This is a genomic window from Lentimicrobiaceae bacterium (assembly GCA_023227965.1).
In the GTDB taxonomy this organism is placed as follows: domain Bacteria; phylum Bacteroidota; class Bacteroidia; order Bacteroidales; family JALOCA01; genus JALOCA01.
This window is the reverse complement of the sequence record JALOCA010000042.1, coordinates 1-19,582: the sequence shown is the minus strand read 5'-3', so window position 1 is coordinate 19,582 and position 19,582 is coordinate 1. Positions and strand designations below refer to the sequence as shown.

At 38.4% G+C, this 19,582-nt stretch carries 12 protein-coding genes; 9 read left to right on the top strand and 3 right to left on the bottom strand.

Features of this window, described 5'->3' with window-relative positions; translation table 11 throughout:
* Positions 1–2: 2 nt before the first annotated feature.
* Positions 3–2,672, bottom strand: coding sequence for an ATP-binding protein (locus M0R21_11915; protein MCK9618526.1), 2,670 nt, complete (start codon positions 2,670–2,672; stop codon positions 3–5).
* 328 nt (positions 2,673–3,000) lie between these two features.
* On the opposite strand from M0R21_11915, the gene M0R21_11910 reads away from it, so the two are divergent.
* Entirely contained in the window at positions 3,001–4,023 is a 1,023-nt protein-coding gene (locus tag M0R21_11910; GenBank protein ID MCK9618525.1) for a branched-chain amino acid aminotransferase, read from the top strand.
* Positions 4,024–4,150: 127 nt separating this feature from the next.
* Here the strand turns inward: M0R21_11910 and gdhA (M0R21_11905) are convergent, their stop codons facing one another.
* Complete coding sequence (gene gdhA, locus M0R21_11905) at positions 4,151–5,506, bottom strand: NADP-specific glutamate dehydrogenase (GenBank protein MCK9618524.1); 1,356 nt, start codon at positions 5,504–5,506, stop codon at positions 4,151–4,153.
* A gap of 322 nt (positions 5,507–5,828) precedes the next feature.
* Between gdhA (M0R21_11905) and M0R21_11900 the strand changes: the two genes are divergently transcribed.
* From M0R21_11900 to pyrF, 8 genes are all read left to right on the top strand, one after another.
* On the top strand, positions 5,829–9,311 hold the full coding sequence (locus tag M0R21_11900) for a pyruvate, phosphate dikinase (protein MCK9618523.1): 3,483 nt from the start codon (positions 5,829–5,831) through the stop codon (positions 9,309–9,311).
* A gap of 22 nt (positions 9,312–9,333) precedes the next feature.
* Positions 9,334–12,318, top strand: a complete 2,985-nt coding sequence (locus M0R21_11895) for a phosphoenolpyruvate synthase (GenBank protein MCK9618522.1) — start codon at positions 9,334–9,336, stop codon at positions 12,316–12,318.
* 156 nt (positions 12,319–12,474) lie between these two features.
* Positions 12,475–13,812 (top strand): NADP-specific glutamate dehydrogenase, encoded by a 1,338-nt coding sequence (gdhA, locus tag M0R21_11890; protein MCK9618521.1) that lies wholly within the window; start codon positions 12,475–12,477, stop codon positions 13,810–13,812.
* Positions 13,813–14,089: 277 nt separating this feature from the next.
* Positions 14,090–14,458, top strand: a complete 369-nt coding sequence (locus M0R21_11885; protein ID MCK9618520.1) for a VOC family protein — start codon at positions 14,090–14,092, stop codon at positions 14,456–14,458.
* Between the two features lie 117 nt (positions 14,459–14,575).
* Complete coding sequence (gene pckA, locus M0R21_11880; GenBank protein ID MCK9618519.1) at positions 14,576–16,207, top strand: phosphoenolpyruvate carboxykinase (ATP); 1,632 nt, start codon at positions 14,576–14,578, stop codon at positions 16,205–16,207.
* A 92-nt stretch (positions 16,208–16,299) separates the two neighbouring features.
* Positions 16,300–16,494 carry a cold shock domain-containing protein gene (locus tag M0R21_11875; GenBank protein ID MCK9618518.1) on the top strand — a complete coding sequence of 65 codons (195 nt, stop codon included), beginning with the start codon at positions 16,300–16,302 and terminating at the stop codon, positions 16,492–16,494.
* 99 nt (positions 16,495–16,593) lie between these two features.
* Complete coding sequence (gene prfA, locus M0R21_11870) at positions 16,594–17,664, top strand: peptide chain release factor 1 (protein MCK9618517.1); 1,071 nt, start codon at positions 16,594–16,596, stop codon at positions 17,662–17,664.
* An 80-nt stretch (positions 17,665–17,744) separates the two neighbouring features.
* The gene (pyrF, locus tag M0R21_11865; GenBank protein ID MCK9618516.1) at positions 17,745–18,584 is read left to right on the top strand and encodes an orotidine-5'-phosphate decarboxylase; all 840 of its coding nucleotides are present in this window, start codon (positions 17,745–17,747) and stop codon (positions 18,582–18,584) included.
* Positions 18,585–18,623: 39 nt separating this feature from the next.
* Here pyrF and M0R21_11860 read toward each other — a convergent pair whose 3' ends face one another.
* Positions 18,624–19,280 carry a DUF4159 domain-containing protein gene (locus tag M0R21_11860; GenBank protein MCK9618515.1) on the bottom strand — a complete coding sequence of 219 codons (657 nt, stop codon included), beginning with the start codon at positions 19,278–19,280 and terminating at the stop codon, positions 18,624–18,626.
* Between the last annotated feature and the right edge of the window lie 302 nt (positions 19,281–19,582).

Below are 19,582 nucleotides of genomic sequence, written 5' to 3'. Positions count from 1 at the left end.
TACTATTTATCTAAATATTTGTGCAGAATTTCCATCAATTCTTCATTTTTAATGGGTTTAGAAATGTAATCATTGCATCCGGCAGCTAGGGTTTTTTCTTTATCGTTTTCAAGCGCAAATGCCGTTTGGGCAATCACAGGAATAGAAGGATTAATGGCTTTAATAGCACGAGTGGCTTCGTAGCCATTCATAATTGGCATTTGTATATCCATTAATACCAGATCAATAGACCCAACATCACGATTGTCGGTGAAAATTTCCACGGCTTCTTTTCCATTTTTTGCCCACAGGGTTTTTATTCCCATTTTTTTCAATACTTTGTTTAAAAACAAATAATTAGAATCTACATCTTCGGCAATCAGTACAATTTTATTTGCCCATTGTAATTTCATTCCATCGCCCTTTGCATTAGCCAGTGTAGCTTTATCCAGAGGGAGTGTAAAATAAAAGGTTGAACCGACTCCAACTTCAGACTCGACAGAAATTGTGCCTTCCATCATTTCCACTAACTTACGGCTGATGGTAAGCCCAAGCCCAGTTCCACCATACTCTCTTGTATAAGAGCTATCTACCTGGCTGAACCTGTCGAAAATCAGAGAAATTTTTTCCTTGGGAATGCCAATTCCCGTATCACTGACAAAAAATTTAATTCCATTATTTTCAATTGTATAACCAAATCGTATACCCCCAGTTTCAGTGAACTTCAGGGCATTGCTAAGCAGGTTGGAATACACCTGTTTTAGCCTGACAGGATCGGTATGCAGGCTGAGAATTTCTGTTTCGGGTAATACAAGCGATATTTCGAGTAATTTTTTTCTTTTTTCAATTTTTTCACGGTTGCAGTTTACCAACACTTCGTTTAAAACTTCAATCAACGAAAAAGTAACGTTTTCCAATACCAACTGTCCGGATTCAATTTTTGCAATATCAATGATGTCATTTATCAGGTTCATCAGATTCGCTCCGCTTGATTTGATCAATGCAATGTATTCCTGCCGGTCGTCTGTTTTCAGAGAATCATCAATAAGCATATTGGAGAACCCGATTATTGCGTTCATTGGGGTTCGGATTTCGTGGGAAAGGTTGGCTAAAAATGCCGTTTTCAGTTTGTCGCTTTCTTCGGCTCTTTCTTTGGCCAGTTGCAATTGGGTTTCAATTTTTCTACGTTCGATCAAACTTCCTATAGCGCTGGAAACCAATAATAATGCGTCTATTTCAGCCGATGTCCATTCTCTTTCCTTGAGGCAATCATCGAAACCCATGAATCCCCACCAGGCATTTTCAACGTAAATTGGAACAATTACAATAGAGAGGATATTTTGCGCAATGAGTACTTCTTTTTCCGGTGAAGGCATCTGGGCAACCGATCCAGAAAAGACCTGATTGTTGAGCAGAGTTTTGAAAAGATGTTTACCAAACACTTCATAGGAAAAATTTTGCAAAGTTGAGTTCTGTAGCTGTGGCTCAATGCCTTCGGCAACCCATTCGTATTTCTGACTTGTCAGCAGACGAGTATTTTCATCGTAATGATTTTGAAAAATATAGGTTCTGCTTACCTGCGTTGCTTCACCTATTTTTTTGATAATGTGATTGATAGCAAAATGTAAATCGGAAGATGATAAAAGATGACCTGCAATCACTCCCAGGCTTTGCATGATTTTATCTCTGCGTTGCAGTAAATATTCGGTTTGTTTACGTTGGTTAATATCTCGGATTATAATGACAAAATATTGTTGATGAGGACTATAGATATATATATCGAACCAGTTATCCAATTCAGGAACGTAATTTTCTTTCCTCCAGTCTTCATTTTGTGAAGTTACATTTTGAATAATTTTTAAAATTTTCTCAAAATTAAAATTTGCAAAAATTGGAATGTCAGTGATACGTTTTCCTAAAATATTTTCTCTTGAAAGACCGGTAAGAGTAGAAAAGGCGTTGTTTATTTCCAAAAACAGCGCATCGGTTGGTTTGTTGTCTTTATCCGATTCGATTTTTAAATAACAGAAACCATCTATCATGTTGGTAAACAGCGAAAAATAATTTTGTTCGCTAAAACGAAGCGAATTTTTTATTATATTCACCATTTCCCTAAACAATTTGATAATAAGATATGAAAGGATATAACTAACGGCTAATGCTAGTAAAGAAATCAAATAATAAGTTATGTTTTCAGTATTGAAAAAATTACTATTAGATGATTGAACACTAAAATAATAATGGATACTTATTACAACAAAAGAAACCGCAGTATAGATAACCAATTGTAAATTTCGTAATGCAAACAAAGAAAGAAATAAAAATCCTAATGCCAAAAGGGCTAATGAGGAGAAAATACTTTCGACAGGAATAGTATATTTATAGGCAAGGCTTTCAAAAACATAATAAAAAAGAATGGCAATAGGTAAAATGCTTATTACTGTAGTTGCATAATATAATTTCTTTTTTTTGATAAAATATAGAGAGGAAATGATTACAACAAAAAGTAAAATATCTCCAGTTAATAAAAAAATGTTATTATCTCCAAATAAACGAATTAATAATAGAAAAAATAAAACAAGCAGCCCGATAAAGTTAAAGTAAATAAGTAATTTTATGCGTTTTTGTATTTCAATGGAGTGAGACGCATACTCAATAAGAAAATAGTGTTTTATTTTTTTGTATAATTCCATATTCGTACAAATTACAGTATCTGATAATTCATTACCTATACAATACAGCAAATATACGACTATTTATTTCGGATTTTTCGGCGTAAAAAAAACCTTTAATCAGAATTTTTTAAGAGTTTTTCTATCTTTTGGTATTTGCAGAGCGTCTGCCAGTTTTTTATTACCGGAGAGCGGTTGAAAATAGGAAAATGAATAAATATAATTTGCGTAAAAACAATAATATACATTCAGAGGGGAATAAAAATATTTTTTTTGCATTACGATAAAATCAAATTTTATTTCTAATTTCGCAAGCAGTAATATAGTTACAAATTTTATTTAATTTATCATGGAACATAATAATATAGAATGGAGTAAGTTGCCCTTTGCTTATTTTAAAACCGATTACAATGTACGTTGCTACTACCGTAACGGGAAATGGGGCAGATTGGAAATTTCATCGTCGGAATACATTAATATACATATGGCAGCCTCCGGGTTACACTATGGTCAGGAAGCTTTTGAAGGGATGAAAGCCTTTAGGGGTAAAGATGGTAAAGTTAGGATTTTCCGTCTCGAAGAAAATGCAAAACGTATGGAAAGCTCTGCAAAAGGAGTGATGATGGCAGTGGTACCCGGAGACTTGTTTAAAGAAGCTGTACTTACTGTAGTAAAACTTAATGAAACGTATATTCCACCTTATGGAACAGGTGCCTCGCTTTATATCAGACCTTTATTGTTTGGTAGTGGTGCCTGTGTTGGTGTAAAACCAGCTGACGAATACATGTTTTTAATTTTTGTAGGGCCAGTGGGGCCTTATTTTAAGGAAGGATTCAGCCCGGTAAACATTCAGATAGCCCGCGATGCCGACAGGGCAGCCCCCCTGGGTACCGGACATTACAAAGTAGGCGGTAATTATGCTGCCAGCCTTGCCTCTGGCGAACGTGCACATAATGAAGGCTTTTCGGCAGTACTTTATCTTGATGCAAAGGAAAAAATATATATTGACGAGTGCGGTCCTGCCAATTTTTTCGGCATTAAAAACAAAACCTATGTTACTCCGCTCTCCGATTCTATTTTACCCTCTATTACCAATAAAAGCCTGATGGTTCTTGCCGAAAGCTTTGGGTTGAAAGTAGAGCGTCGTCCGGTACCTGTAGAAGAACTGTCGGATTTTGAGGAAGTTGGTGCATGCGGTACTGCTGCAGTTATTTCACCCATCAAAAAAATTGTTGATCGCGATACCGGCGCCGAATATTTGTACTGTAAAGATGGAAAGGCAGGACCTGTTTCCACCCAGTTGTTCAAGAAACTACAAGCCATTCAATCGGGAGATGAACCCGATACATTCGGGTGGAACACGATATTATAAAACATTTTTTACAAAAGAAGACGTTTGCCTTATGAAAGGCAAACGTTTTTTTTATGGTTTTGTGAAAGGGACAAAAAAAACACCCTTCGAAAGGGAAGGGTGGTACAATTTAATAAAAACGTTGTGTTTATACAAGACCCTGTGCCATCATAGCTTCAGCAATTTTCACAAAACCGCCGATATTTGCTCCGTTAACATAGTTAACGAAACCATCGGGTTCTTTTCCGTATTTTTCACAGGTTTTATGAATGCTGATCATAATCTGATGCAATTTGGCATCAACTTCTTCACGGCTCCAGCTTAAACGCATAGAGTTTTGTGACATTTCCAAACCAGATGTAGCTACACCACCTGCATTAGAGGCTTTACCAGGTCCGAATAAAATTTTATTTTTAATGAAAGCTTCAACGGCTTCAGGAGTTGAAGGCATGTTGGCGCCTTCCGAAACGCAAACACATCCATTGGCAATCAAAATTTTTGCGTCTTCACCATTTAATTCGTTCTGGGTAGCACAAGGCAGGGCAACATCGCATTTTACTCCCCAGGGAGTTTTTTCTTCAACATATTCGCAATTGAATTTATCGGCATATTCTTTGATACGACCGCGTTTTACATTTTTCAGTTCCATGATAAAAGTCAATTTTTCAGGAGTAATGCCAGCAGGATCATAAATATATCCGTTGGAATCGGAGGATGTAACTACTTTACCACCTAATTGAGTAACTTTTTGAATTGCATACTGAGCGACATTCCCTGAACCGGAAATTACTACAGTTTTTCCTTTAAAGGATTGTCCGCGGGTTTTCAGCATTTCTTCTGCAAAATAAGTACAGCCGTAGCCGGTAGCTTCCGGACGAATAAGGCTTCCACCCCATTCAAGACCCTTTCCGGTAAGAACTCCGGTAAATTCGTTGCGTAAACGTTTGTATTGACCAAACAAGAAACCGATTTCGCGACCGCCAACGCCGATGTCACCTGCAGGCACGTCAGTGTCGGGACCAATATGACGTTGTAATTCGGTCATGAAACTTTGGCAAAAACGCATTACTTCATTGTCTGATTTTCCTTTAGGATCGAAATCAGATCCACCTTTACCACCACCCATAGGCAGGGTAGTCAAGCTGTTTTTAAATACCTGCTCGAATGCTAAAAATTTAAGAATACCTAAATTTACGGTAGGATGGAAACGCAAGCCTCCTTTGTATGGACCTATTGCACTGTTCATTTCGATACGGAAACCGCGATTGATCTGAACCTCGCCTTTGTCGTCAAACCAGGGAACGCGGAACATGAGTATCCGTTCAGGTTCTGCAAGTCTTTCCAAAATTTTTGCATCCTTGTATTTTGGGTGTTCTTCAATGTAAGGAAGCAAGGATTCTACTACTTCCCGAACTGCCTGGTGGAATTCTACTTCACCCGGATTTTTGGCTATTATTTTAGCCATGAATTTGTCGACCATCTGGTCTAAAACTGGATTTGCCATAACTCTTTATATTTTATTAAGTTTTAGTTAGTTAATTTTGCCGCAATATTAGTAAAATAAAATTTCCAACAGCAAGAAAAACTCGACTTTTTTACATCTCTTCGATGTGTATAAGATATTGGAATACAATTTATTAAGTATGTTCAACTGATAATTATGTATAGTACTTATTCATATGTAATATTAATACTTATAAGGTATAAAAATTAATAAGTAAAATACGTATATTACATATAAATAAAACACTTAATATTGTATAAAAAATACCGGGAATTCATTAAAAGTATCTACTTTTAGTGAGACATTTTAAACTCATACCCGTATGGCAGATGACCAGGAAAAACAACATGGAGAAGAACTCATTTCGTTATCAGAGGTACAAAAAATAGTTTATGAACGTACTGAGAGGCTGAAAGAACTTTCTGCAATTAACCAAACTACACAAATCATCAGGGAGGGAAAACCGGTTGATGAAATGCTCCAGCAGGTTTGTATGATATTACCTCCCGCCTGGCAATATCCTGATTTTACGGCAGCCCGCATCCATTACGATGGGAAAGATTTTAAAACCGCCAATTACCACCCTTCGCAATGGGTGCAGAGGCAATCTATTGAAACCATTGATAATAAGTCTGGGTTTCTGGAAGTATGTTACCTGAAAAAATTTATTGACTACGATGAAGGTCCTTTCCTGAAAGAAGAACGTTCACTCATTAACAACATAGCTGGCATGCTGGTTGGGTATCTCAACAGTTTAGCCGCAAAAAAGATAATTTCAAAGACTCGTTTGCAGGAAACCTCTGCTATGTTGAAGCCTGGCGAAAAAGGATCCAAAATTACCAGTCGGCAGTTGTTGCGTACTTTCCTTAATAAAAGCAATTACGACCGCGATTTATACCACGATCTGATGCCATTTATGGTGAGGGAAATTTTATTGGTTGCTAATTTGTATGATGCATACAGCATCGAACGCGAAGGTCGTTTTTCGGAACATGTGCTGGGCGAATATCACCAGCTAAGCCTAACCTCTCTCCCCCGCATTACAGGAGTATCTAACGAGGAAGAAATTGACCATGAACTGCAAAACAAGCATTACGACTTAATAATTTTTATGGTAGGAGTGGATAAAAAAACTCCGGTGGAGCTGAGCGAAAAAATAAAACACGATTATCCCTGGATCCCCATTTACATACTGCTTAACAATAACAATGATATTCCCTACTTTAAAGAAGAAGGGATGTCGCTTTCGTATATTGACCGGGTATTTGTCTGGAATGGTGAGTCCACCGTCTTTTTTGCCATGATAAAACTTATAGAAGACCTGATAAATATTGAAAATGATACCAAAGTGGGAATGGCAAGGGTAATTTTACTTGTGGAAGATTCTCCCAAATATTATTCGCGTTACCTGCCCATGCTTTACAATGTTGTTCTCGAACAAACCAAACATATCATCGAAGACGTAACCACCGACGAATTGTACAAGGTGCTGCGAATGCGCGCCCGTCCTAAAATTTTACTTGCAACCAACTACGAGGAAGCTGTATCCATTTTTGACCAATACAAAGATTATATGCTTTGTCTGATAACCGATGTAAAATTTGAACATTACGGAAAACTGGATGCCGATGCCGGAATTGACCTGGTAAATTATGTAAGAAATACAATAAAAGAACTCCCTATTGTTATTCAATCGTCAGATACTGAACATGCCACAAAAGCCTACGACCTTAAAGCCACGTTTATTGATAAAAACTCTGAAGGATTGCTTGCCGAATTTCGTAGTTTCATTATTCACTATCTTGGGTTTGGAAATTTTATTTACCGCAACAGCGAGGGTACACAAATAGCGATGGCAAAAACGCTTCGTGAGTTTGAACAACATTTGCGCACCATCCCCGATGAATCGTTACTGTACCATGCTAAAAAAGACCATTTTTCGCTTTGGCTAATGGCTCGAGGTGAAATACAGGTGGCAAAAATTTTGAATCCCAAAAAAATAACAGATTTTTCCAGCCCCAGTAACATACGCGAATACATGATAGAAGTAATACAACGATTCAGAAATGAACAAAATAAGGGGAAAATTATTCCTTTTGAAGAATCGGCTATTACTGACGAATCGAACATTGTCAGCCTTGCCGACGGTTCTTTGGGAGGTAAAGGACGTGGGCTTGCTTTTATTAATACCTTAATTTATAACTTCGATTTCAGCCAACTGATTTCTGATATTAAAATTACTGCCCCCCGTACATCCATCATTGGAACAGAGGAGTTCCAGTTTTTTATGGATAGAAACCATCTTCGCGAAAAAGTATATGGCGAACATGATTTTAACCTCATTTGCCAGTGGTTTCTTGAGGGCAAACTCACGGAAACCCTGATTCGCAGATTAAAAATATTTCTCAGGCTTATTACCAAGCCCATAGCCGTCCGCTCATCAGGTCTTTTTGAAGATTCACTCATGCAGCCCTTTGCCGGGATTTTTGAAACCTATCTTTTGCCTAACAATCATCCTGACTTCAACATAAGGGTCGAACAATTAATGAACGCCATCAAATTAGTGTTTGCTTCTGTATTTTCCAAAACTGCGAGGGGCTATATTGAAGCCATCCATTATAAAATTGAAGAGGAAAAAATGGCGGTTGTTTTGCAGGAAGTAGTCGGCAATGCGTTTGATGGATACTTTTATCCACACATCAGCGGAGTAGCCCAGTCGTATAATTATTATCCTTTTGCCCATATGAAGCCCGATGAAGGTTTTGTTGTGGCAGCACTTGGTTTGGGTAAATATGTTGTTGAAGGTGAAAAAGCCTACCGCTTTTCACCCAAATATCCTTCTACCGAAATTCTTTCTACCAAAGACCAGTTAAAAAATTCACAAGTGAAGTTTTTTGCTGTTGATTTGAATAAAAAGGACATAAATCTGCTTGAAGGTGACACTGCCGGGCTGGCATACCTTGATATTGACGTAGCGGAAAAACATGGTACACTGCGACACCTGGCTTCAGTATACGATGCCGATAATCAACGCATTGTAGCTGGAATTTCTACACCGGGTCCCCGTATCATAAATTTTGTTAATATATTAAAATACAATTATATACCCCTTGCAAAAACCATAGAAACCGTATTGGATGTGGTAAAAGAAGCCCTGGGAACACCGGTAGAAATAGAATTTGCTGTTGACCTGAATAAAGACAAAAATCAAATAGCTTCATTTTACCTGCTGCAAATAAAACCACTTATAGGCAATTTGCAGGATTGTAAGGTAGATATAAACGCAATTCCTACAACCGACATTCTGATGCTTTCCGAAAAGGGGATGGGAAATGGCATTATCACTGATATTTCCGATGTCATTTATATTGACAAGGATGTCTTCGATAAAACCATGACCATGGAAATGGCATGTGAAATTGAAAAAATTAATGAACAAATGATCAAAGAAAACAAACAATATATTTTGATAGGACCCGGGCGTTGGGGTACACGCGATCGCTGGATAGGCATTCCAGTTACCTGGCCGCAAATTTCCAATGCAAAGGTCATCATCGAAACAAGCTTAGATGACTACCCTCTCGATGCTTCTTCCGGTTCCCACTTTTTTCATAATATCACCTCTCTTAATATCGGCTACTTTTCAGTACAACCGGAATTGAGTCATAGTTTTATTCAATGGGATATGCTTTCCGAACAAACACTTGTTAATAAAACCCAATTTTTCAGACATGTACACTTTTCACAACCCTTAGTCGTAAAAATGGATGGAAGACAGCGCATTGCTGTAATTACTCGAAAATAATCATTATACAAATATGTAATATATGCTTAAAAATAACAAAATAAAAGATATTAAAAAATATTATTTCCGCGAAATACTTTTTGATAATTTAATGATTAACAGGATCAATAAAATCCTTTTGATCTGCAGTAAATATGATGCCTTTATTTTGGAAGACGATGGCAGAATTGAGGAGCAAATATTTAATGAATATGTTTCACTTAATCTGCGTTACCCCCCACATTTTTTGCAGGTTTCAACCACCGAAGAAGCTTGTAAAGTTCTTGAAACAGAACGTATAGATTTGATTATTAGTATGATGGGAATGGGAAATATGGACCCGTTTGAAAGTGCCAGTAAGTTTAAAGCATACTACAAAAACATTCCCATTGTGCTGCTGACCCCTTTTTCGAGAGATATATCCTTAAAAATAAGCCAGGGTAACCTGGATGCTATTGATTATGTTTTTTGTTGGCTGGGCAATGCCGATATTATGTTGGCTATTATTAAATTACTCGAAGACCGGATGAATCTCGCCCACGATGTTCAGGAAGTGGGTGTACAGTGCCTTTTGTTAATAGAAGATTCTATACGATTGTATTCGAGTTATCTGCCTTCGCTTTACAAATTGATTTTTCACCAGTCGCTCGAATTTATGAGTGAAGGACTTAACGAACACCAGAAAATGCTTAGAATGCGGGGCAGACCAAAAATATTGCTGGCAACCCACATGGAAGAAGCCATTTCTCTTTACGAAAAATACAAGAACAACCTGCTGGGAATCATTTCCGATTTTAGTTTTAATGTAAATGGGCAACCTGATAAATATGCCGGTTTACGATTTTGCCAATGGGTAAAAAACAACAATTCTGACATTCCCATTTTGCTGCAATCGTCAGAATCGCAAAATTATATTAAGGCAAAAGAAATTAATGTAGGATTCATTGATAAAAATTCAAAAACGTATTCTACGGAATTTCGCAATTTTATTATCGAAAAATTTTCATTTGGTGATTTTGTGTTTCGTAATCCTCAGACCAATGAGGAAATTTTCAGAGTTTCTGATTTGAAAAACCTGCAGGACAAACTTTTCGATATCCCTGACGATTCTTTTTTCTACCATATCAGCCGTAATCATTTTTCTAAATGGTTGAATGCAAGAGCATTATTTCCAATTGCCGAAATGCTTCGCAAATTACGACTGGATGATTTTTACGACTTGGACGGAGCGAGGAGATTTATTTTTGATGCCATAGTACATTACAGGCTTAACAAGGGAAGAGGGGTGATTGCCGATTTTTACAAAGAAAAATTTGATGAATACATCATTTTTACCCGGATTGGAACTGGTTCTATTGGCGGAAAAGCCCGTGGACTTGCATTTCTTGATTCTTTGCTTAAACGTAACAAAATGGTAGATAAACACGAAGGGATAATAATTACCATCCCCCGTACCGTGGTACTGGGTACCGATGTTTTTGATGAGTTTATGCAGGAAAACGATTTGTACCGCATAGGATTGTCCGATCGTAGCAACGAGGAAATCCTGGGAAATTTTGTGAAAGCCCGTCTCCCGGTACGTATACACGAAGATTTGCTGGCTTTTATTTCTGTTGTAAAAAAACCGCTTGCCATCCGTTCGTCGAGTTTATTGGAAGATTCACATTATCAGCCATTTGCGGGCATTTATTCAACTTATATGATTCCCAATATCCCTGACGACGAACAACTTATGCTCGAAAAACTGAGCATTGCCATAAAAAGCGTATATGCCTCGGTGTACTTCAAAGACAGCAAAGCGTATATGACTGCCACAAAAAATGTGATTGATGAAGAAAAAATGGGCATAGTGCTACAGGAAGTATGCGGAAAACAATACAAAAACCGTTTTTATCCGGCAATTTCAGGTGTAGCCCGTTCCCTGAATTTTTATCCCATTGCCCCTGAAAAACCTGAGGATGGGATAGTTAATGTTGCTTTCGGATTGGGAAAATATATTGTTGATGGTGGCATTTCGCTTCGCTTTTCGCCCAGATATCCTCAAAAAGTACTGCAATTGTATTCTCCTGAGATGGCATTACGTGAAACTCAAAAATATTTCTATGCCCTCGACATGAAAGGAGAAAGTTTCCATGCCTGTGTTGACGATGGAGTAAATATTATGAACCTCCCTCTACGCGACGCTGAAAACGATAAAGCACTTAAATATGTGGCTTCTACCTTCGATTTTCAGAATCAGGTTATTCGTGATGGGACGTTGCACGAAGGGAAAAAAATTATTACATTTTCTAATATATTACAACACAATTCTTTTCCATTGTCCGATATCCTTAATGATATTTTGAAAATCGCCCATCGTGAAATGAATGTACAAGTGGAAATAGAATTTGCTGTTGACCTTGATGTAGCTCCTGATGAACCAATAATATTTAATCTGCTGCAGATAAGACCTATAGTTGATAATGACCAAAATGTAAAAGAGGAGTTTGATAAAGTAGATCCTTCTCAGATTCTTATCAGTTCCGATGCTGCACTGGGCAATGGAACCATAAAGGATATCTGCGATATCGTGTACGTGAAGCCTGAATTATTTAATTCGTCTCGTAACCACGAACTTGTGGAAGATATTGCCAAAATAAATGATTATTTTATTTCGGAAGGGAAAAATTATATTCTCATCGGACCCGGCAGGTGGGGATCGAGCGACCCTTGGTTAGGCATCCCGGTTAAATGGCCTCAAATATCACAGGCAAGACTGATTATTGAAGCCGGACTTGAAAATTACCGGATAGACCCCAGCCAGGGAACCCATTTCTTCCAGAACCTTACCTCTTTCCGGGTTGGCTATTTCACTATTAATCCTTGTATCAAAGATGGATACTATGATGTTGCTTACCTTAACAATTCTCCTGCATATTATGAAAATACTTTTCTTAAGCATGTAAAATTCGATAACCCATTAATTATTAGAATTAATGGTAAAAAAAACAAAGGTATAGTCCTGAAAAGCGAACATACAAATAAGTAATATACTTAAAAATAAATTTTTAAATATAGCGTTTTACGTAAAAGAATATACGTACTTTTGGCAAAAATTTTAACGAACCTGACTTCAGAAAAACAAATTAAACCACCTGTTAATTAAGCGATTAACAGATATTATATAATTCAAAAACCTTAAGATATGAATCTTGAAAAAATAATGAATGACCTGGGGAAAAAACATCCGGGAGAATTAGAGTACCTGCAAGCCGTACGCGAGGTGCTGGAATCTATTGAAGAAGTGGTAAATGAAAACCCACAGTTCGAAACCGCAGGTATCATCGAACGCCTGGTAGAACCCGACAGGATACTTACGTTCAAAGCCCCCTGGCTCGACGACAGTGGAAAAGTACATGTGAACCTTTGTTACAGAGTACAATTTAACAATGCCATTGGCCCCTACAAAGGCGGATTAAGATTTCACCCGAGTGTAAACCTGAGCATTTTGAAATTCTTAGGCTTTGAACAGATATTTAAAAACAGCCTTACATCACTGCCGATGGGTGGTGGAAAAGGTGGATCCGACTTCGATCCCAAAGGAAAATCCAATGCCGAAATCATGCGCTTTTGCCAATCGTTTATGTTAGAACTGTGGCGTATCATTGGTCCGGAAACGGATGTACCTGCCGGAGATATTGGTGTAGGTGGCCGCGAAATCGGATTTTTGTATGGAATGTACAAAAAACTTGCCTGGGAACATTCCGGAGTATTAACCGGTAAAGGAATTAATTGGGGTGGAAGCCTTGTACGTCCTGAAGCCACTGGTTTTGGCGGAATTTATTTTGTTAAAGAAATGCTTAAAGCCAAAGGCGAAGATTTAAAAGGCAAAGTTGTTGCAATTTCCGGTTTTGGTAATGTTGCATGGGGTGCCGCTCTTAAAGCCACCGAATTAGGTGCAAAGGTAGTTACTATTTCTGGTCCCGACGGTTATATTTACGATCCCGATGGAATTTCCGGTGCAAAAATTGATTATATGCTCGAACTTCGCGCTTCTAATCAAGACATCGTAAAGCCTTATTCCTACGAATTCACCAATGCCCAATTCCATCAAGGCAAACATCCATGGGAAGTAAAATGCGACATCGCTCTTCCGTGTGCTACTCAGAATGAATTGAATGGCGAAGATGCAAAAAATTTAATTGCAAATGGTTGTAAACTCATCGGTGAAATTTCCAATATGGGTTGTACACCGGAAGCTGTTGAATTGTTTATCGAAAACAAAATGTTATATGCTCCTGGCAAAGCCGTTAATGCAGGTGGTGTAGCTACATCCGGTTTGGAAATGACGCAGAATTCTATGAAACTTAACTGGCCCGCCGAAGAAGTTGATAACCGTTTACATGAAATCATGAAAAATATCCATGAATCTTGTATAAAACATGGCAAACAAAAAAACGGTTATATCAATTATGTAAAGGGTGCCAATATTGCTGGTTTCCTTAAAGTTGCTAATGCAATGTTAGATCAGGGTATTGTGTAGTTTTTTTGGGTTAATAATAACAAACTTGGGGTTGTCCTTACTGTTGGACAACCCTTTTTTTATGATTTAGAATAAAATACAGAAAACCAAATGCATAGTATTCTGTTTTTGCCAGATGCAAAAAAATCTTTTTGCCATATAACCTATAATATAGCAAAATACTATACATTATTTCTTTGTTTATTATCCTGTTTTAGTAAGATGTTTTTTTAAAGATTTTTTCATCCGTCAACGTATTGGTTTTTTCCTACCTTTGCATTTTAAATGATGAAAAAATATGGCAAAAGTTATCAGTTGGTTCGAAATTCCTGTAACCAATTTTGAAAGAGCACGTTCATTTTACCAAACGATTCTTGATATTGAGATACCCGCCGAAAATGTGCTGGGTTTTATGATGGGATTTTTTCCTATGGTTAATAACTCTCCAACAGGAGCCATAGTGAAAGGTGATGGATACATCCCTTCGAATAATGGAACGGTTTTATATCTGGATGCAGGTGAAGACCTGAATATTGCACTGTCGAAAGTGGAAAAAGCCGGTGGTAAAGTAATCGTTCCCAAAACTATGATTACAGAAGATCATGGCTATTTTGCTTTTATCTTCGATACAGAAGGAAATAAAATAGGATTTCATTCCAACCATTAATCCACCTTTAAATTATTATATCAACAATCTCTCATCTATATAATTTACCCGAATATTTATTGTATTACATTTATCAAAAAAATAAAAATGAATTGTAATTGCTGTAACAACAAAGAAATGAATGAAAATATCGCATTAAGCCTGCTTCAGTATGGTATTTTCGATGTGAAGGAAATTTTTTATAATCCTACTTACGATCAACTCTTCGAACACGAAACCGATGTTTCTCTTGAAGGGTACGAACGGGGTTTTATTACCAATACCGGCGCAGTATCCGTTGATACGGGTATTTATACAGGACGTTCGCCCAAAGATAAATACATCGTAAAAGACGAAGTTTCAGAAAAAAACGTGTGGTGGGCAGACCCTAACCGCAAAGGTTCTGACAACAAACCTATATCGGAAGCCGTATGGAAAGCCCTGAAAGAAATTTCGCAAAAACAACTCGGCGGAAAAAAATTATATGTAGTGGATGCCTTTTGCGGTACCAATGTGAATACCCGCATGAGCATTCGTTTGATTACCGAAGTAGCCTGGGCAGCCCATTTTGTTAAAAATATGTTTATCAGACCTTCGGATGAGGAATTGAAACAATTTTCTCCCGATTTTTGCATTCTGCATGCTTGCAAAGCTACCAATTCCCATTGGAAAGAAATGAACCTGAACAGTGAAGTATTTGTATCCTTCAACATAAAAGAACGGATGGCGGTAATTGGCGGAACCTGGTATGGCGGGGAAATGAAAAAAGGAATGTTCTCTGTAATGAATTACTTCCTTCCTTTACGTGGAATCGCGTCTATGCATTGTTCGGCAAATATGGGTAAGGATGGTGATACAGCCATTTTCTTCGGATTGTCGGGTACTGGCAAAACCACGTTGAGTGCCGACCCAAAAAGATTTCTCATAGGCGATGACGAACATGGCTGGGACGACGAGGGTATTTTTAATTTTGAAGGAGGTTGCTATGCCAAATGCATTAACCTCAGCAAAGAAAAAGAACCTGATATTTATAATGCTATTCGTCGCGATGCATTGCTCGAAAATGTTGTTTTCGATCCTAAAACAGGCAAAATTGATTTCAACGATGGTTTAAAAACCGAAAACACTCGTGTTTCGTATCCTATTTACCATATTGAAAATATCGTAAAACCAATAAGCAAAGGTGGGCATCCACGCAGTATTATTTTTCTAACAGCCGATGCATTTGGTGTGCTGCCCCCGGTTGCCAAACTCAGCTATGACCAGGCAATGTACCATTTCCTCACAGGCTACACGGCAAAAGTTGCCGGAACAGAAAGAGGCATAAAAGAACCTACTCCCACTTTTTCATCTTGTTTCGGTGCAGCTTTCCTATTGTTACATCCCACTGTTTATGCTCAGGAGCTTGCAAAAAAAATGAAAGAACATGGCTCAACCGCTTATCTGGTTAATACCGGATGGATAGGTGGACCTTATGGCGTTGGAAAACGTATTGACATACCTTCTACCCGTGCAATCATTGATGCGATTTTAGATAATTCTCTACTTGATGCCACCTATGAAGAACTCCCCGTATTTGGTCTTATGATTCCGAAAACAGTCAAGGGCGTATCTTCTAATATATTGAATCCAAGAAATCTGTGGTTGAACCCTGCCGATTGGGATCAGGCTGCTCTGCAACTTGCCCGGAAGTTTATTACCAATTTTGAAAACTTTACTGACAACGACGAAGGCAAACGATTGGTAATGGCTGCAGGTCCGAAACTGTAGTCCGGTTTCAGGAATTGTATTAAATTTCTTTATATCTGTTTGATTATTAAAAAAAAATTTAACTTTGCGTTAATTAATTAAATTCAACTTGTATGATTACTGGTAAAATTAAGTTCTTCAACATTAAAAAAGGCTTCGGCTTTATCGTTGAGGATGAAACACAAAATGAAATCTTCTTCCATGTTTCCGGTCTGTTAGACAAGCCTGTAGGTGAAAACGATGCTGTTACCTATGAAGTGGTGGAAGATAAAAAAGGTATTAAAGCAATCAACGTGAAAAAAATTTAAAAAATTTCCATCTTTGCGCACCCTTAACAGCCTTCCCTAACCGGAAGGCTTTTGTTTTTTTTATACCTTTGCAACCATTTTTAATTATAGTCCATCAGCATGTTAGAGAAATTAGCCGCTATTTATCAACGATACCTCGAAATTGAACAGGAAATGAACGACCCTGCAGTGATGTCGGATATGAAAAATTATGTTAAACTGAGTAAAGATTACAAAGACCTTCAGCCTGTTATAGATGCTTACAATCAGTATACTGCTGTCCTTGATAATATAAAGTCGGCAAAAGAAATGCTATACAACGAAAAAGACGAAGATTTTAGGGCAATGGCTAAGGATGAACTCAACGAACTTACCCTTCGTAAAGAACAGTTAGATGAAAACATTCGCCTGATGCTTATTCCTGCCGACCCTCAGGATAGAAAAAATGCCATAGTGGAAATACGCGCCGGAACCGGAGGCGACGAAGCCAGCATCTTTGCCGGTGACCTTTACCGTATGTACCTTAAATATTGTGAGAACAAGGGATGGAAGGCAGAAGTGGTTGACTACACCGAAGGAACGATGGGAGGCTACAAAGAAGTAATTTTTAATGTATCAGGCGAAAATGTATACGGGCAGATGAAATACGAATCGGGAGTGCACCGCGTGCAGCGGGTTCCCATTACTGAGACACAGGGACGCGTACATACCTCCGCCGCAACCGTTGCCGTTTTGCCCGAAGCTGACGAGTTCGACGTGGAAATAAAACCTTCTGACATAAAAAAAGAAACATTTTGTTCTTCCGGACCCGGCGGACAATCGGTAAATACTACTTATTCGGCAGTACGCCTTACCCATGTTCCTACAGGTATTGTCGTTTCGTGCCAGGACCAGAAATCGCAGATCAAAAATCTGGATAAAGCCATGAATGTGTTGCGCACCCGTATTTTTGAACTTGAGTACAAAAAATACCTCGACGAAATAGCCTCTAAACGCAAAACTATGGTTTCTACTGGCGACCGTTCTGCAAAAATCCGGACATATAACTATCCCCAAAGTCGTGTTACCGACCATCGCATCAATCTTACTATGTACAACCTGCAGACTTTCACCGATGGTGATATTCAATCTATGATTGATGCACTACAGCTTGCCGAAAATGCCGAACGCCTGAAGGAAGCGGTTGCGTAATGGATAGAAATTGGGGGTTAGAGTGGTGGTGCAGTGATGATGATAAAAAAACGTAGCCTTAGTCAAAAAATATTAATGCCATGAACCGCAGCGAACTCATTCAACTGATAAAAGATAAAAGGTCGTTCCTTTGCGTAGGGCTCGACAGCGATATTTCCAAAATACCCATCCACCTGCTTGATGATGATGACCCTGTTTTCGCATTCAACAGGCAGATAATTGATGCCACCATTTCCCTTGCGGTGGCATACAAACCTAACCTTGCTTTTTATGAAAGCCGGGGGCGAAAAGGTTGGGAAAGCCTCGAAAAAACAATGCAATATATTAACCGGATTCCGCAAAAAGTATTCACCATTGCCGACGCCAAAAGAGGCGATATCGGGAATACTTCGCAGCAGTATGCAAAAGCTTTTTTCGACCCGAAAAACAGCCTGAATTTTGATGCTGTAACTATAGCCCCTTACATGGGTGAAGATTCTGTAAGTCCGTTTTTGTCTTTTGCCGGAAAATGGGGTGTGTTGTTGGCGTTAACCTCAAACAAAGGGGCAGCCGATTTCCAGTTACAGCATTGTGATGAAAAACCTCTGTTTAAACAGGTTCTGGAAAAATCGAAGTTGTGGGGTACTGCCGAAAATATGATGTACGTGGCAGGGGCTACCCGTGCAGAAATGCTGACGGAAATTCGTAAAATTATCCCCAGGCATTTTTTATTGGTTCCTGGTGTGGGTGCACAAGGAGGTAGCCTAACAGAAGTAGCCCGTTATGGCATGAACAGCGACTGTGGTTTACTTGTAAATGCATCGCGAAATATCATTTTTGCATCACAGGGGAAGGATTTTACCCAAAAGGCTTACCAAGAAGCACATGCTATGCAAAAAGAAATGGAAAGTCTCCTGATTACGCATGGAGTCATCAAATAACTCCGGTAAAAGCAAGCCGGTTTTCAACAGAGAAAAAAATCAATAGTTAAAAACAAACTGTATGATATTAGCCCCCATTTTCAGGGCTTTAGTACGGGTTTCGTTCGAATCGTGGTGTACAGCAGGGTCTTCCCAACCATCGCCAAGGTCTGATTCATAGGAGTAAAAACATACAAGCCTACCCTGGTAGGTAAGCCCAAAACCCTGCGGGGGTTTATTGTCGTGCTCGTGAATCTTAGGTAAACCATTGGCAAAATCAAATTTTTGATGGTAGATAGGATGGTCGAACGGAAGTTCGATAAAATCGAGTTCCGGGAACACCTTTTTCATCTGCGGGCGGATAAACTTATCCAACCCATAGTTGTCGTCAATATGGAGAAACCCTCCGGAGATGAGATACAAACGCAGGTTTTGTACTTCTTGGTCGGTAAATACTACATTACCATGTCCGGTCATGTGGATAAAAGGATAGTTAAAAATTTCACTGCTTCCCACGTCAACCGTTGCAGGATCGGGAGATATGCCTGTTTCTAACTGTATGTTACAGAATTGTATAAGGTTAGATAGGCTGGTGGGATTGGCATACCAGTCGCCTCCGCCGTTGTATTTTAGCAGGGCTATCTGCACAGCAGATGGCGGCATGGCGGCTATGGAAATCAATCCCAAACAGCATAATAAAACACAGCGTTTCAGCATATACAATGCAAATTTTGTAGCGGCAAAAGTAAATAAAAAAGGTGGATAAATACAGCTGAATTGAATGCTGAGGATAAGGACAAAATTAAAACTGAGATTGAAAGGTTAAGAATATTTCAATTCCAATATGGTGCGAATTAAGGAATAAAACGCCAGTTGCTAACACCGCATAAAACAAAGCAGTTTCAATTCCAATATGGTGCGAATTAAGGTATAAAAAACTGTGTGTGTATTCCGAAATTATCCTGTAGTTTCAATTCCAATATGGTGCGAATTAAGGCTATTACCAGACTGGGTGCACT